The organism is Chryseobacterium sp. R2ACT005, assembly GCF_049949215.1.
Classification (GTDB): Bacteria; Bacteroidota; Bacteroidia; order Flavobacteriales; family Weeksellaceae; genus Chryseobacterium.
The window spans coordinates 971,262-987,070 of sequence record NZ_CP188192.1 but is presented as its reverse complement, the minus strand read 5'-3'; the positions used below and the strand labels follow the sequence as shown (position 1 = coordinate 987,070).

The 15,809-nt window shown below is 37.0% G+C and carries 15 protein-coding genes; 4 read left to right on the top strand and 11 right to left on the bottom strand.

All coding sequences use genetic code 11. The features are described from left to right. The first annotated feature begins 139 nt into the window (after positions 1 to 139). The gene (locus ACPF63_RS04585; protein ID WP_426482140.1) at positions 140 to 340 is read left to right on the top strand and encodes a hypothetical protein; all 201 of its coding nucleotides are present in this window, start codon (positions 140 to 142) and stop codon (positions 338 to 340) included. Positions 341 to 354: 14 nt separating this feature from the next. Here the strand turns inward: ACPF63_RS04585 and ACPF63_RS04580 are convergent, their stop codons facing one another. From ACPF63_RS04580 to ACPF63_RS04550, 7 genes are all read right to left on the bottom strand, one after another. After that, on the bottom strand, positions 355 to 588 hold the full coding sequence (locus tag ACPF63_RS04580; protein ID WP_426482139.1) for a hypothetical protein: 234 nt from the start codon (positions 586 to 588) through the stop codon (positions 355 to 357). Between the two features lie 120 nt (positions 589 to 708). Beyond that, entirely contained in the window at positions 709 to 1,044 is a 336-nt protein-coding gene (locus tag ACPF63_RS04575) for a helix-turn-helix domain-containing protein (protein ID WP_426482138.1), read from the bottom strand. A 155-nt stretch (positions 1,045 to 1,199) separates the two neighbouring features. After that, positions 1,200 to 1,334: a hypothetical protein gene (locus ACPF63_RS04570; RefSeq protein ID WP_426482137.1), complete on the bottom strand. Its 135-nt coding sequence runs from the start codon at positions 1,332 to 1,334 to the stop codon at positions 1,200 to 1,202. Next, complete coding sequence (locus ACPF63_RS04565) at positions 1,331 to 1,606, bottom strand: hypothetical protein (protein ID WP_426482136.1); 276 nt, start codon at positions 1,604 to 1,606, stop codon at positions 1,331 to 1,333. Before ACPF63_RS04565 ends, ACPF63_RS04570 begins: the two co-directional genes overlap by 4 nt. Before the next feature lie 742 nt (positions 1,607 to 2,348). Then, positions 2,349 to 2,792: a transposase gene (locus tag ACPF63_RS04560; RefSeq protein ID WP_426482135.1), complete on the bottom strand. Its 444-nt coding sequence runs from the start codon at positions 2,790 to 2,792 to the stop codon at positions 2,349 to 2,351. 600 nt (positions 2,793 to 3,392) lie between these two features. Further along, positions 3,393 to 3,821 carry a Rid family hydrolase gene (locus tag ACPF63_RS04555; protein WP_426482134.1) on the bottom strand — a complete coding sequence of 143 codons (429 nt, stop codon included), beginning with the start codon at positions 3,819 to 3,821 and terminating at the stop codon, positions 3,393 to 3,395. A 126-nt stretch (positions 3,822 to 3,947) separates the two neighbouring features. Next, entirely contained in the window at positions 3,948 to 4,727 is a 780-nt protein-coding gene (locus ACPF63_RS04550; RefSeq protein WP_426482133.1) for a T9SS type A sorting domain-containing protein, read from the bottom strand. Between the two features lie 252 nt (positions 4,728 to 4,979). Between ACPF63_RS04550 and ACPF63_RS04545 the strand changes: the two genes are divergently transcribed. Then, positions 4,980 to 5,540: a TetR/AcrR family transcriptional regulator gene (locus ACPF63_RS04545; protein ID WP_426482132.1), complete on the top strand. Its 561-nt coding sequence runs from the start codon at positions 4,980 to 4,982 to the stop codon at positions 5,538 to 5,540. Further along, entirely contained in the window at positions 5,537 to 6,385 is an 849-nt protein-coding gene (locus ACPF63_RS04540; protein WP_426482131.1) for a sialate O-acetylesterase, read from the top strand. The genes ACPF63_RS04545 and ACPF63_RS04540 overlap by 4 nt, the downstream gene beginning before the upstream one ends. Positions 6,386 to 6,421: 36 nt before the next feature. Here the strand turns inward: ACPF63_RS04540 and ACPF63_RS04535 are convergent, their stop codons facing one another. Next, entirely contained in the window at positions 6,422 to 7,120 is a 699-nt protein-coding gene (locus ACPF63_RS04535; RefSeq protein WP_426482130.1) for a DUF1826 domain-containing protein, read from the bottom strand. A gap of 193 nt (positions 7,121 to 7,313) precedes the next feature. Here ACPF63_RS04535 and ACPF63_RS04530 point away from each other — a divergent pair, with 193 nt between their 5' ends. Next, entirely contained in the window at positions 7,314 to 8,132 is an 819-nt protein-coding gene (locus tag ACPF63_RS04530; protein ID WP_426482129.1) for a helix-turn-helix domain-containing protein, read from the top strand. Positions 8,133 to 8,134: 2 nt separating this feature from the next. Here the strand turns inward: ACPF63_RS04530 and ACPF63_RS04525 are convergent, their stop codons facing one another. From ACPF63_RS04525 to ACPF63_RS04515, 3 genes are all read right to left on the bottom strand, one after another. Then, the gene (locus ACPF63_RS04525) at positions 8,135 to 8,578 is read right to left on the bottom strand and encodes a YybH family protein (protein ID WP_426482128.1); all 444 of its coding nucleotides are present in this window, start codon (positions 8,576 to 8,578) and stop codon (positions 8,135 to 8,137) included. A 158-nt stretch (positions 8,579 to 8,736) separates the two neighbouring features. Further along, positions 8,737 to 10,602, bottom strand: coding sequence for a T9SS type A sorting domain-containing protein (locus ACPF63_RS04520; protein WP_426482127.1), 1,866 nt, complete (start codon positions 10,600 to 10,602; stop codon positions 8,737 to 8,739). A gap of 71 nt (positions 10,603 to 10,673) precedes the next feature. Further along, positions 10,674 to 15,542, bottom strand: coding sequence for a PKD domain-containing protein (locus ACPF63_RS04515; protein WP_426482126.1), 4,869 nt, complete (start codon positions 15,540 to 15,542; stop codon positions 10,674 to 10,676). Between the last annotated feature and the right edge of the window lie 267 nt (positions 15,543 to 15,809).

Sequence of the window (15,809 nt, the reverse complement as noted above, 5' to 3'; positions counted from 1 at the left end):
TTTCTAAACACGGATTGATCAGAAGGGATAAAGATAATTCATGTGTAGGGAAAAGTGCATAAGCACAACCAGCACAAGACCCATGAAAAAATACAATTATTTTCAATTCGGAATTTATAGCCTGCTTAATAATATTTCAATGCCAGTACCTTCAGAGTCAACAGCCACTATGAATTTTCCTACAGTGAAAATCTTAGGGGAATCTTCCATTGCCCGTGATATTACTACTTTAGCTGTGTTGCCTCTTGAAGATGTAGATTGGTCCAAAGTACCTGCCTTCCACACAGGACATTCATGCAAACTGAATAAGAAAAATAGCAGTGATTGTACTTCAGTCTAAACTTGGAGTTCCTGTTAACTGATATACCAGAGTTCCATTTCCAGAATACAAGATGAATGTGGAGCAATAGTCCCTAAGCAAGCAGTTCCTGTAACTGCAATGACAAAATCGTCGCTTTGCTGTAAACGTATAAGATCTTCTGTTGAAGATTTTTTAGTGGATGCCCTCTCTGCTCCGTTATTATTGAGTACAACTTTGTGGCTTAATGCATTAATCCCAACCTGACAAAATACAGTCGAATATCTCAATATTATGAACACTGAGGAGCACTTAATTTTTTTTTTGCATTATAATTTTAATTGCATTTTTCGAATCATTCCTGTTTAAAAAATGCTACACGAAGCTTAAAAGTTATAAATTAGGACACTCTATACCGGAATATTGTGGAAATATTTTTTCCATTTGGCGATGGTATTACGGCTGATTCCTAACTCCCTTGACAGTTCCATATTGGTCAGATTATTTTCGTCTTGATATTTTAAGATTTTCATAATTGAATTCTCATCATATGACCTGTGAATTCTCTTGGTTCTGCTTCTGCCAAATATAATTCTGTTAATCTTGATCACATCAAGAGCGGATAACTTATTTTTTTTTAAAAGTATACTACATGCATCTTTCTTTTCAGGATACTTCATTTCAAGAAGGTCTATATAGATTCGTTTGTAATCAGGGATAAACCCGTTCTCATTTAATTTTTTCATATGCTTAAATATTATTTCCATCATCAATGTCATCATCTTTCCTATTTATTCCATATCTGATCTTCAACTCCGTTGTGGACATTAAACAACCTCCCAAATGTAAGTTTTGTTAACCCTTTTATTCTCAAAAAATAAAGACAAGATATCGGGGACTGTCACCATCTTGTTTCCAATGTGTACGTCCAGAAACAGGAAAGGTGAAAATTGAATTCGTCTCCGAAAATTTTCCTCATATCATTTTTTTTCAGTCCCTCAAGACGGACATATAGATTGTTTTCATGCTTTTTCATAGGCTTTCTTTAGCAACATGCATCTTTATATATTTTGATTCTGCCTTAAATAAAGGATTTCTGTGCACAGCTCTTACAGATAAATGAGAAGCTATCCCATCCTCAAACTCAATAAACAAAAGAGTCTGTTTGAGCCGCGACACTTCCAATACATAACACCAGAATTCTTTTTCCATCTCATCGGGATTTCTTCTCATCATTAAGTATATTTCAGTCCTGTTTTTCCCCAATAAATCATATTTTCGCATTTTATTATTTACTTTCAGATACATATAATTCCTCATCTTAAATGTTATTGTCCCTTAGATTGATCCGTGACATATATTCTTAATTAATCTCACTAGCATAGTTAGAAATCCATACAAAAATGTGCTGCCGCGAAAGGCCATTAACGCAGGATTTCCACCGCCCGAAGAAGAATGGTTTCAACCTTACGCAATCCCTTACCCCGTTATAAAAAATTGTTCTGGATAGGCACGAATAAACGCACAGAAAATCGTTTTTTTGATATCAGCAGCTGCATCATTCGTCGAGGACACCAAATTGAATCAAACGTATACGTTTTCCTTCATGTTTGTTATTATCCAAGCTCCTCTGGAAACCCAACTATCAATACCATCGTGCCCCCCCAGAGTGCACAAAAACTTAGTAACATCACTCTCCCGAGGGCCAAATTTTTATTTTTTCCCATTTGTTTTTATTAAATAATCTATTTAAAGCATCAGGCTTCAGAAGGTTAATACTTATTTAACTTTTAATGACCTTAGTGTTTTTTAAACACGATCATTACTAGACCAATATTCTATTTTAGGCTTAAGATCGGAACAAAATGGGGAAGAAATCCCTCCCCATCGACAAGTTGTACTGGTAATTTTTTTCATCAGTATGTATTGATAACCTGTCTGAGCCACGTGAAAAACTTCATTTAACACTATAACCGAAATAAAATTATAGAAATGAAAAGCGGAAAAAAATAATTCTAAATGACTTTAAGGGTTAATATCTATAATATGGCTATTCTATTTCTTTTTTCTGATATTTGGCGATCCATTTATATAAGGTAGTCTTGGGAATATTATAATCCTTCATCACTTCCTGTTTTGTTTTATTTTTCGATACAATAAGTTCCAGAATGAATTGAATGATCTCAGGGGTATAAATATTTTTCCTGAATCGGGGCATAGAATCTATAACATTCTCTTCTTCCACAACAATTTCCCTAGATCCAACAGGAGCATACAACATAATATGTTGAGTATACAATCTGAAAAAATCATAGCGAAGTAATTTACTCCAGCGAAGTAATACTTCTGTGTCCAGAGAAGGTTTTGAAAACACTTCTTTAATCTCTTCTACTGTACTATTCATAAATCCAGTAATCCTGTCCATCTCTATTGCTGATTCTTCAATTCTCTTTTTAATAAATTCACCTATATGAATGTTTTTAAAATCTTCCATAACTTACAATCTTGGATCGATAATACTAGATTCCATTTTATTTTTACTATTAACTTTTGATTATAGACAGGCATGATGAGGAGGGGATACTCCTCATCTGAAACATGTTAAACATACTGATTATCATTAGTGCGTTCCATCATTTGGTTATAGTATGCTTATAGTTTGCCTGTCTTAAAAAAATAGAGATTAATCATAGTTTTCAGGTATATAAATAACTTTTATAAATCTACCGTTAAGAAGGTGGTAGTATTCTGAAACTCTGGTGCAGCAAAACTAATGCTTCGAAAAATGAATAAAGAAAAAAAGGTAAAAACAGCGGCTGACATTTTGTAAAAAGACATTTACAATTGCAACAAATTACTGATTTTAAGAGCATTAAATTAAATAAAACGCATTGAGATAAGCTTATTTTTTGACACAAAAAAAAATAAATTTCACATAATTCTATACTATAAAACATATTGCTGTAAAGATAGAAGTAGACAAATTTAAATTAGAATTGTTATTTCCATTATAATTTGATCCTTATTTATGCTAAAAAATTAAGATCTTTTTCCGATATTTTTATAAACTAAATGAAATTCAGCCTGCCTTTTATCAGTTAAGTCTTAATATTGCCAATTTAATAAACCTTACTGGAGATAAAATAATTTTAATTTCGACAAGCTGTCCTGGCAACGCAAGTCCGCTTACTCCAACCATTGTACTGGCTACGGTTTTAGGATTATTGTAAAATTCTGTTTTGAAATTTTTTCTTGCCTCAAATGCAGTTGCCATATCCATTGCATAAATCACCTCTTCTACTACATTTTCCATTGTCATATCATATCTTGACAATAATTCTTTGATATTAGAATAGGTTTGCTTCATCTGCCCTTCCATTCCTTCTGCCAATTCGCCTTTATCATTGTGACCTAATTGACCGGAAATCCAGACGGTATTGCCCTTTTTTACCGCTTGTGCGTATCCAAAAATATCTTCCCAAGGCATTCCAAAGCCTTCTGCTATTTTATTTTCCTGTGACATTTTTTTATATTTTAAATTAATAAGACAAATGTAGAACAGAAAGAAATCTTAGAAATTTAATTAGTTTAATAATCAAAAAAAACTCCTGCAAAGCGCAGGAGTTGAAAACTAAGTAGTAATTAGTAACTACTCATTCTTTATTAATTTTAAAGTTCCATTTTTACCGATGCTGGATTTCCACTGAACAATATACGTACCTCCCAAAGAATTTTTGAGATCAATAGGTAATTTGTTTAATCCGGCTTCTATATCTGTAGTGTATGTTCTAACTACTTTACCATTGATATCAACAACATTGATTGAAATTGTTTCTTTATCCGCTGCCGTATAGTAAAGCTCAGAGAATCCCATGCTTGGATTGGGTACCAATACTGTATTATCACTTTGGAGATTTCCATTTTTAGAAACCGTAGGACGAGTACATGTATAGCATAAAAACTTGGTAACCCTGATGGTATACTGGTTTGGCGCATTGCAATAAATATCTACTCCATATCCATACCCTGAATAGGTTGGCTGATATGCAATCATATTAGGATCTGAAATGGTTGTATGACTTCCCACTACAGTTGAAAGCGGATAGTATCCACTAGCCAATTCTGGACTTACCGGATCATTAAACTTTGCTTTAACATACGTAACCTGAGATGAAGTAGTAAATGAAGGAAAAGCATAGTCTTTAGAAGTTATACTATTAGGAATAAATGAATTAAATTGCGGAGCAGAAACCCCGGTTTTTATTTCAAGTGTAAGAGTAGTATTGGCGTACGCAATATTTCCCGGAATATAATCATCATGTCTGGTAAAGGTGACTTTATAAGTCTCTACGGGGCCAATAATTATTTGTGCCATTAATTGATTATGACAGACCAGCAAAAAAGTTAGCAATAAGATAATTTTTTTCATTTTATTTAGATTTTAAGTTGTTATTTTTATTGATAGATCTATTCTGATTTTTTTAATAATGTAAAATTGAAAGTTCTGAGCCGGATCGTAAATGGACAATTAGTAAATGTGAAAGACTTCCTGATATCTGCCTATATTTATTTAATAACTGTAGATTTAATATGCCATGCCTTTTTAAATCCATAGGTATTTTTAGAATTAAATGTCTCAATTTTGAGACATTTACCTTATATTTGAGGCATTGAAAAAATAATGAATACCCAACAAAAAATTATTGACACAGCAATATCTGTCTTCAATGAGAATTTTTCGGCAACATTTGAAGAGATTGCAGGACAATGTAATCTTAACCGCAGGACATTGCACCGATACTTTAAAAACCGAAACGAATTATTGGAAGCCTGCAATGCAAATATGATGAAGGCCTGGGAAGGGGTGGCCATTAAAGCCTGCAACAGTTCTACCAATCCCCTGATACAACTGGAAAATTTATTATATGCTGGTATTGAAAGCGGAACGAAGTATGCCTTTTTAATTAAGCTGAACGAAGTAGAACCTGCTTATACAACTGAGATAAGTAAGGATTATTTAAAAGCAAGAAACAGTATATTCAGTGCAATAGTAACACTGCAAGAAAAACAGGTGATAGACAACACACTGCCATTAGCATGGATAAGAATGCTGTTCACAAGCGTTATCACAGCAACTATCACCGCATACAGATCAGGAGATATTGCTCCTAATGAGGTAAAAAAATTAGCCTGGAACTCATTCAGCAGAAGCATAGGCTTAGTAGTAAATAAACAAAAATGATACATTCTTTTTTAATGATAGGCCAATCCAATATGGCCGGGCGTGGCTACGCAAAAGAAGTTCCGCCTATTTTTGATGAACGTATTAAAATGTTGAGAAACGGATTATGGCAGATTATGTCAGAACCAATTAATTTTGACCGCCCGAGCTCGGGTGTAGGGCTCGCTTCATCATTTGCAGCTTCCTGGAGAAAAGATCATCAACAAGATGAAATTGGATTAATTCCATGTGCTGATGGAGGAACCAGCCTTGATGACTGGGCTGTAGGGAGTGCTCTGTTTGAGAATGCCCTATCACAGGCCAGACTTGCCCAGCGAACAAGTGAGATTAAAGGAATCTTATGGCATCAGGGTGAAAGTGACTGCTCTCCTGAAAAGGCAGAACAATATCAGGAAAAATTCTCTAAGATTATTAATGCTTTACGCCAGGAACTCAATATTCCCGAAGCCCCGCTTATCATTGGCGGATTAGGAGATTATTTATCCAACGGATTATTTGGTCAGTATTTCACGCACTATTCTTTCGTCAACCGGGAACTTGAGGACTTTGCGCAATCTAATGAAAACTGTTATTTTGTTTCCGCAAAAGGGCTTACGGCTAATCCTGATGGTGTTCATTTCAATGCGCATTCACAAAGATTATTAGGAATCAGATATTATTGTGCTTACCGTGATCTAAAACATCTTCTGAACCCCAACGTTAATGAAAATGATATTTTGAACAAAATCTATGATCGTCCTTATACCAAGACTGAAAGACTTAAGCTGCTGGAACACGAATTTGCAGTCGGGAATATTGAAGGTAAAGATTATTTAATGCAACTAAAAGCTATAGGGCAAGAGTAAAGGAACATCTTACTTATTATTTCAGTATCTAATATATCAGCAGATCAACAGCAACCGATATTCACCATCGTTTTCTACAGGAGCTCTATGAACACATGGCAGCGCCTGCTGTTCCGGATGATCTACAGCGATTCTCCAAAGATGACCTTTCCCTAAATTTACGGGTTCTGCATTGGGCTTGGGCTGATAATGAAGATCAAAGAAATATTCTCTGAGGAAGTCTTCAAATTCTTCTTCGGGGCCATCGTGTAGTTTTTTGAGCTGTTCCCGGATTTCAGGAATCAAAATTTTCTGTTCTACCTGGTCATTGGGAATGATATCACTTGCTGTTCCGTGATAGGTACATAAAAAAGTATCTGTCCCGATGGGTGAACGATCTACATGATATGAATATACATCTGTTGAAATGAAACCGAGTTCTTCATCCCGTTCATAGCATTTAAGCAAATTAAGAACCGGAGAAGCGCCAAAATCATTTAATAACTGTAAATCATTTAAGATCATTTTTCTTGCCACATCCCCATCTTCTGATAATTGTAATGCTAAAAGATCCTGAGCGGAAATTACTGTTACATCTTCATTTAACTGAAGTTGAGAAACGATTTCTTTAAAATTTCCAACTAAATTCCGATGCCAGCAAATTGCATTCATCATTCCTTGAAAACTGGTATTTACAAGTTCAGAGAAAGAAGATACCACCTCTATTTGCTGATTGTCAGAAAATATATTGCCCATGTTTTGAAATAAGCGGTTTAATTGCTTACTGGCTACAAAAATACGGAATAGGTTATTTAAATCGTCATTACAAAAATCAGATGTACTTTTAATATGGAAGTTTTTATTTGACATTCTTCTTTTCTATTCATATTATATTTATTCCTAACTTCGAAGAAACTATCTGTCAATGAATTAACACCCATTACCAGCTATGCAAATTTTACCTTCCGCCAGCTTAGCACCTTACATAAAGAGTTATACCGTTGTTACCATCGATAATGATCTCAGGGATGAAGTTTTTTATCCCAGCGGATATATAGATCTGATCATTAATATTTCCGGTGGTGCTGCAGCTACTATTATTAATGGAAAAAGAAAGGATACTCCGGATATAGAGCTTCTGGGGCATCTCACACTTCCTACCAGGCTTACTGTTGCACAGGGAACTTCGGTGCTGATAGCAAGGATCTATCCATATGCCGGTACTTTATTCTTTTCTGATCCTTTGTCGGAATTCACGAACTACGCTACTGATATGTATGATGTAGCAAAAAGTGGAAGCACAGATTTATATGACCGCATCATGTTTGCTGATAGTCTTTATACAAAAATCAATGTTTTGGAAGCATACTTTCTTCAACAGTTGAAAAAAAATGAAAACCGGGTAAAGAAAACTATCATGGTTCAGGCAGGCAGTCAACAGTTTTTAATGAATCATCATACCTTGGACCTGCCGGCTTTGACACAGGCTTCAGGGTTATCGGAAAGGTATATTCAAAAACTTTATCTTACGAATGTTGGAATAAGCCCCTCAGCTTTTGCTGCTGTCATCAGATTTAACAAAAGCCTGCAAATGGTTCTCAACACCCCGGAATCACTTACCACTATAGCTTATGACTGCGGGTATTATGACCAGGCCCATTTTATCAAAGAGTTTAAAAAGTTTACAGGCATCACTCCTTCTGCCTCCAGGCAGTCACTGATTAAAAATGATATGGATCTTCAACAGGCTGTCAATATTGGTTTTTAATTCTATTTTGCAGGATGATTACTGCTGAACATGTCGCGGTGCATTTTCCAACCCTCTTTTGTATTCTTCCAGATCACTATTACTTTTCCGTCATCCAGTTTTTTACCTTCTACATCTGTCATTTCGTAATAACTTTCTTCAGTGACTGAGGTTTTACCATCTCCATACAGGTTTTGAATCGTAAACTTGACCTGAACCTTAGGTCCATTTTTAAAGAAATTGAGTAACTTTTCTCTTCCGCAAACCGGTGTTGTATTGGAAGGAAACAGACAGGCATCATCTGTATATCTGGTCAGAATAGATCCGTCATTTTTGTTAGCCAGATTGGCATAGATTGTATTACTGGCTTCAATAGTCTTTCTTACCGTTTTCATAAGATCTTTAGTCTGGGCATTACACCAGGAAGTAAGTATTAATAACAAGCTTAGAATAAGTAACTTTTTCATTTTATTTTTTATACAAAGCAAATTATTCTGACAGACAAAAAATTGTAAAATAACGAACAAGTTTATTTTTTCAATTAAGAGTATACAATAAAAAACAGCGCCCCCTTTTAGAGAACACTGTTTTATATATAAGGTTATTAATTTTCAGTTTTGTTTTTTTACTTCTTCAATATCTTTTCTGTTACTGTAGAAGATTTGGTTTTAAGTTTAATATAATATACTCCTGTCTGAAGAGAAGATAATACTACCTGTTCCTGCATCAAATTCAAAGTTCCCTGTTTTACCAGTTGTCCTGTTGCACCAAAGATTTCATAAGAAACCAAAGGTTCTTTACTTCTGATTGTAAGTACATCCTGAACAGGATTCGGATATAATTGTATTCCTGCCTGAACAACTGTTTCTTCTACTGACATCTGACTGCATGCTGATTTAGCAAATTTTGTAAAAAAAGACTGAGATTTCCCTCCTGATACATTGACAGCCATTGTATTGACATTATCATTGGTATCTGTAAACAATTGGTCATGAAAAAAGCCTCCCACCACATAATTGCCATCTTTATCTGCGGCCACCGCCGTAAATTCATCTATCACATAAAAGTTACTGTGAATCTCTCCTGTTCCCAAAACATCTCCGGTATCTTTGTTAAGTCTTACCAATAAAGGATCCGATCTATCTCCATCAGGGCGCACCATTGCATAGCTTCCCCAGACATCAGACCAGCTTCCTTTGGCAAAAGCAATTTCGTTTCCATTAACAGCAATTGTTCCTTTGGTAAAACGGTAACCAAACTGAAGACCAGACATACTATCCGGAGTTCTTGCCCATTGTACTGTACCTGACGCATTCATCTTCATGACAAACGGAACGGCTTCCACATAACTTCTCAGAGGAAAAGTATAACTTCCGAAGGTTGCAGGCACTGTTATTCCATTAAAATAACGTCCTGAAATATAAACATCTGAAGTAACCGGATCTTTTACAATAGAATGAATTTCATCATCAGTACTTGTTGTACCATTATTAAGCTCTTTTCTCCATACTTCAGTTCCGGTTGTACCATCAAAAGCCAGCACATACGCTGCTTTCGTAAACGGAACATTATTGTAAGAAAGATCAACCAGATTACTGAATCCGGGATCCATCCTTTTACCGGCAAGATAATAGCGGTTCAAACTTTCATCGTAAACTACATTAACCTTTCCCTCTCTTCCCACTGCATTTATCGCATCTCCTGTAATAGGCAAAAGCAAGGGAACTGCCGGTGTCATATTACCATTATCATAATTGAACTTCACGGCATAATACTGATAGGTTGATGTAAAGGATGAAGATACTGTAATCAAACCATTTAAATGGGTTCCCGCTCTGAATCCCATCACAGCATGGATGTTTTTGGAAGAATCCATGTACATCATCTGGACGTCACACATACGGGATGAATAATTAACGTCTCCCTGCAAAGGCTTGCTCCATGCCAGTGTACCGTCAGAAGTATTATATTTCAACAGAAAGGCTGCTTTGTGGGCAGGATCTATTGTTTGGTCATAATGGGTATACAACGGTAATGTATGGGTATCATCGAAATGTACAGGAACAGCATTTGGATCTCCTACATAAGAATTATTATAAATGGTAGCCATCACATATAATCCCCCGTTATTATCTACTTTAATATGCCAGGCATTTTCTCCGTCTCCCGATCCCCCTATTGGTCTGGACCATCTTATATTTCCTTCACAATCAGCAGAGAACAGAAAAAGATCACTCAGACCGTAATTGGTTACAGAAGTACCATTCAGATTTTGTCCCTGTTCGCGCATTGTTGCAAGATAGTAAGTGTTATTGTTGTTATCTACTACAATATCCCTTATTGATTCATCAAATACATAATGAAATCCCGGATCAGCAGAACCTGTTAATCCTCCTGCCTGTTTTCCCCATTGCCATTGGTAAGTCTGGCTAAAAGATAATCCTGGTAATATCAGAAGCAGTCCCCAAAGTTTGTTTTTTAGTTGTATCATAAAAGTTCATTTAATTATCACATACTATAAAAAAACAGTGCCCTCCGAAGAGAACACTGCTTGATAAGCTACTAATTTTTAATTAGTTTTCCTTGTAATGATGTGTCTCCCGTTTGTACAATAACAATGTAAACACCCTGCAGCCAGCTGGTAACTTCCACGTCAACCTCTCCGGAAGCCGCTTTCAGTTCCTTACGGAATTTGACATTGCCCATGGCATCAAAAACCGTAACCTGTTTTGCCAGTAATTTTTCATTACCTGTATTATACGAGATTTTCACTTTTTCCTTAGCAGGATTTGGTATCATTTTCAGAGAAGAAACCGAAGCAGCAATCACACTTCTTCCTGCACTTCTCATACCCATCCAGTTAGGATCTACCGCTTTGGTAGTAAACTTACAGGTTTCATTTGAGAATAAGATCTCATCAGTACCCTGGAAGCTTGAGTTTGGATAGAATGCCAATGGATTAGCGTTCATATCATATACCCCGCCTGCAGGAATAGTAATAATGGATGGAATATAAACTCCAAATCCATTAAGACTTGAAACCGTAAGACTTATAGGCTGGCTTCCGCCATTGTAGATTACACCATAAACATTATAGTGATCTCCAACCCATTTCATGTCTTTAATACTCGCTTCCAGCTTACATTCTGTTTCGAATCCACATTCTTTACCTGGATAGTAATTCATGGTTCCGGAAGTAAACTGACATCCTAAATGATCGATCTGAAGCTGATAAGTTCCAGGAGTACTAATATATAACGGATAGATGAAATCATTGTTTCCGCTCTGGATATTATTTCCGAACAACTGCCACTCATGATGATCGAAGATTCCTTTAGGCCCTATAATATAATTCTTTCTAAGACATTGATCATAGCATCCTGTTGGGAACACCCACATCAGACTCTCAAGGCTTAATGGAACCTGCGTGTTGCCTACTACTTTACATCCGCTTGGTGCAGTGTAAATAACCTGATAAGCACCACCTTCATTTACAGTGATAGACTGACCTGTCATTCCGTTGCTCCAGTTATAAACTCCTGCAGACGGTCCTGATGCAGTCAGCACAACCTCATAAGGCTGACAATTCGCCATATTGTATGTTACCGAAATTGGTGCCGGTGGGCTATTTACGGTAACTGTAAAGCTTTTACTGCTTGTACATCCTGATGCACCTGGTGTTCTTACTTCCAGCGTATAAATGTAGGTACCTGCAGCTAATGGTCCTGTGCTCAAAGCAATCGGATAAGGAGATGAAGTCCATGGTACGACTACCGAATTTCCTTTTTTCCATTGATATTCCAATGTATTATCCGTTACAATACCGGTAAGTACTGTTGAAGACCCTTCACAAATATTAGCCGTTCCGGATATGTTAACATATGGAGGGTTTTTAAGTGTTACAGGTATTGCTTTTGTGCTCATAATACTTGTTCTACATCCATCTGATGATACTAGCACCGGCCAGTAGTTACCAGATTGTGTTGGAGTGAACACAGGAGAACTTGGTGCTCCTGACACAGGTTGAGAACCATTCATCCAGATATACTGACTTGGAGATCCAAGCGTACTGGTAAATACGATATTAGGAGCACTTCCCATACACGCAACAAGAACAGGAGGCGCTATATCACCGTCAAGAGTAGCCTCTTTCACATTTACATCAATGACAGCAGAAGTATATTCACATCCCATAGGTGTTTTAATTTTCAGCTGAATTGTTTTTGTTCCTGCCGTATTATATGTTATTGTAGCATCCGGTCCTGTTGTAACATAAGATGTACCATCAAAGATCCAGGTATACGTATTTCCTGAAACATATGTTATTGGACTGAACGTAATAGGTGAACGTGCACATAACCATGCCGGAACCAGGAAGGCCGTATTAGGAATCGGATCTAATGTAATAGTCTGCGTAGTCGTACATGTTGGTTTCCCTGGTGCAGACACTGTCATGGTAAATGTATACGTACCTGGTGCCAGATTATAAGTAGCCGATTGTCCTGTTTGAGTAGGTTGTCCCGGTGAAGTAAATGTATACGTAACAGACCCCGGATTGATTTCAAATATGGTAGAAGTGTTGAACAGCGTTACATTATATCCGTTTCCGCTGCACACTGTACTGATATTGAATTTAGGTTCATAGTTCTTTCTTACCTCCACTCCTTTACTGTACCAGCATGAACCGTATCTCAGACGTACAAAAACGATGTGTGCTCCTGCAAGATTAGTCTGATATACCGGTGAAGCTGTTCCCTGGCCGGAAACTAAAGTAAGTACAGTATCTGACAACCATTGGATTTCATCCGGAACTCCATTATAAGTTAAACCTGAAACTGTAATGTTATTACAAGCTGACCATGCCGGAACGAAGTTAATCTGAGGGTCTGTTGTACAGCTTCCACTGCTCGGACAAGACTGGGTCACATTAATATTCTGAGAAGAAACCACACAACTGTTAATATCTATAGCCTCTACTCTATAAGTTCCAAAAGCACCGGCACCTGATATCGTGTATGAATTGGTAGTTGCCCCTATTATCTGACCATTGTTTTTATACCACTGCCATGCAATAATATTCGTAAGCCCGGTAGAGCTATTAGCCGTAAGCGTATACGGTGTCATCGTTGTAGGATCACAAACCGCAATATTATACACCGGAGAAACGGTAATGATGGTTTCAGGGTATACAATAAAGTTAGCACTTGCTGTCGGCTTATAATTACATCCGTTCGTACCTGTATACGTTACAGTAACCGTTTGAGAAATATTATTTCCTGAATTGTTCTGGATATATCCGTTATTCGGGAAACTGTAAATTCCGGCAGGGTTGAAGGCTGTAGTATACGTTCCGCCAGGAAAAGTGAAAGTCACATTTGTAGCCGAAGTAATGGTTCCCTGATTTACAGTGAAAGTAAGGTTTGATCCTAAACAAATTCCGCCAACATTTGTAAAGCTCACTACCGGAAGGGTAATTAAAGATACCGGCATAGTGATAATCTTCGTCACTCCACATTTCACTACTTTTAAAATCAAATCTGTAGTACTTGTTGAAGAAATTTCGTTGAAATTTACCGTAATATTAGCTGTACCCTGCCCTCCGATAACACTTCCGAAGTTAGAGCTCGCAAATGACCATTCCATAAAATCCGGAACAATTCCATTCAGATTGGCACTGAAATTCTGAGTGCTGCTCGGACAGAAAGGCCCTGAATTCGGATTAATAACAATCGTACTAAGATCCAGTTTCGTTACATTGAACGATTTTGGAGCCGAAAGACATTCTGCACTACTGATGGATTTATTCTGTGCAGACACTGTATATGATGTAGCGCCAGCGTTAAATATAACCGTTACAGAAGGACCTGCATTACTTCCCTGAATAGTTCCGTTGGTAACACTCCAAACCGGTACCATTCCCGAGTCAACTGAGCTGATGGTATAAACGTAAGGTTTTCCAGGGCATACTTTTGTTTCTCCGGAGATTGTTCCGTTAGGAGCCTGTGGAATTGGTAATACCTTAATAATTCTTGCATTACTTTCACAACCTCCACCTTGCTTGGTAGCTGTAACAGTATAAGTTCCTGCTGTCGCAAAGTTGTAGTTAAATATTCCTGTCATTACAGGAGAAGTATAAGTAGAACTTCCTGTTGTTACTTTCCAGATAACAGGGATATTAGGCGAGGCTGTAAATCCTTGGCTTGTTCCTGCACATATTTCATCTACACCTCCGCTTATCACTACCGGCGCCTCTACTATAATATCAATAGATGCCTGCCCTTCACAAGTCAATAAAGTATTGAAATAATTAGCTGTAAGGTGATAAGTACCTGGCTGACTTGCTGAGAAAACAACTTCATTTCTCTGCTGGGTATTTGTCAGCTGCCCTCCTGCAGGACCTGATACATTCCATTGAACGCTCGTTGTAGGCCATTGAGGAATTGAATATGTGTACTGTCTGCCGGTACATATCACTTCCTGCCCTTTAACTTTTGCATTCTTTAAAACTACAGGAATTTTGATCGTAGTCCATTCAGGACAGGCACAATCAGACATATACATTACATATCCGAAGCCATCAAGCGGATCTACCTGATCCCAAACCACTTCAATTTCGTTACCGTTAGTGTTAACAATTGTTCCACCAATAACTTTCCACTGTCCTTTGTTACATCCATCCTGTGCATTGTATTTTTCAGTACTTCCTTCGCATACTACAGAGGCACAGTTGATCTGTACAGGATCTGCTTTTAATACCTTAATCTGTTTTTTAATTTTATCCTGACAGCCGCACTTGTTGGTTACGGTCAATTGAATTGTATAATTTCCAGGATTAGCATACAAATGAGATGGTTCAAAAGCTGTGGAAGTTGTACCATCGCCAAAATCCCAGAAGTAATTGATGATATCAGACCCTCCGTTCTGTTCGGAAAGATTATCAAAATAGATCGTCGTATTTTTACATACCGTATCGCCCAAATTCATCAATTCAAATTTTGCGATCGGTCTGTTGATCTTCACGATACAGATAGTCTGAGTTTCAACAGTTCCGTCATTGTACGTGATGACAGCCTGCAGAGATCCGTTACCTGCTGATCCCCAGCCTACATTGGCTATGGTATTCGCAGGTCCGGAAGTAGTTACCGTTCCTCCGGAAACCGTCCATTGTACACCAAAAACATTAGGTCCCTGCACCTCATAGGTGACAGCTGATGCCTCACAGACACGCAGACATTGGGATGAATTGATGTAGGAAAAGGCGACTCCATTGTCTGGAACCTGATCATCTTTTTCGCCACGGAATTCCTGGCATCCGACCTGAGCGGTCCATGTAATTCGAGCTTGTGCTTGCAGTACCCAAGGTACCAAAAGCCAACATAGTAGAAGCCATCTAAAGATGTGCTCCCTACCAAAATAGGTGTTGTTTTTCATAGTTATTAAAAAAGTTATTAATTTTTTTGTCAAATTAATAAAAAAATTAATACAAAAATCATTTAATAGTGAAAAAATAACATAATTTTACAATTGAATCCCAACGATATAGATAAATTCATGTTTATATGTTATTTCACCACTCTATTAGTTATATAAAAAAATCTATTCGCATCTTAATTTTTACAGCTAAAGACCATCATAAACCAAATAAAATTCTAAATTTTAATTTATTAAAAAGCAAAAAACATTACCAAAAGAGAAATA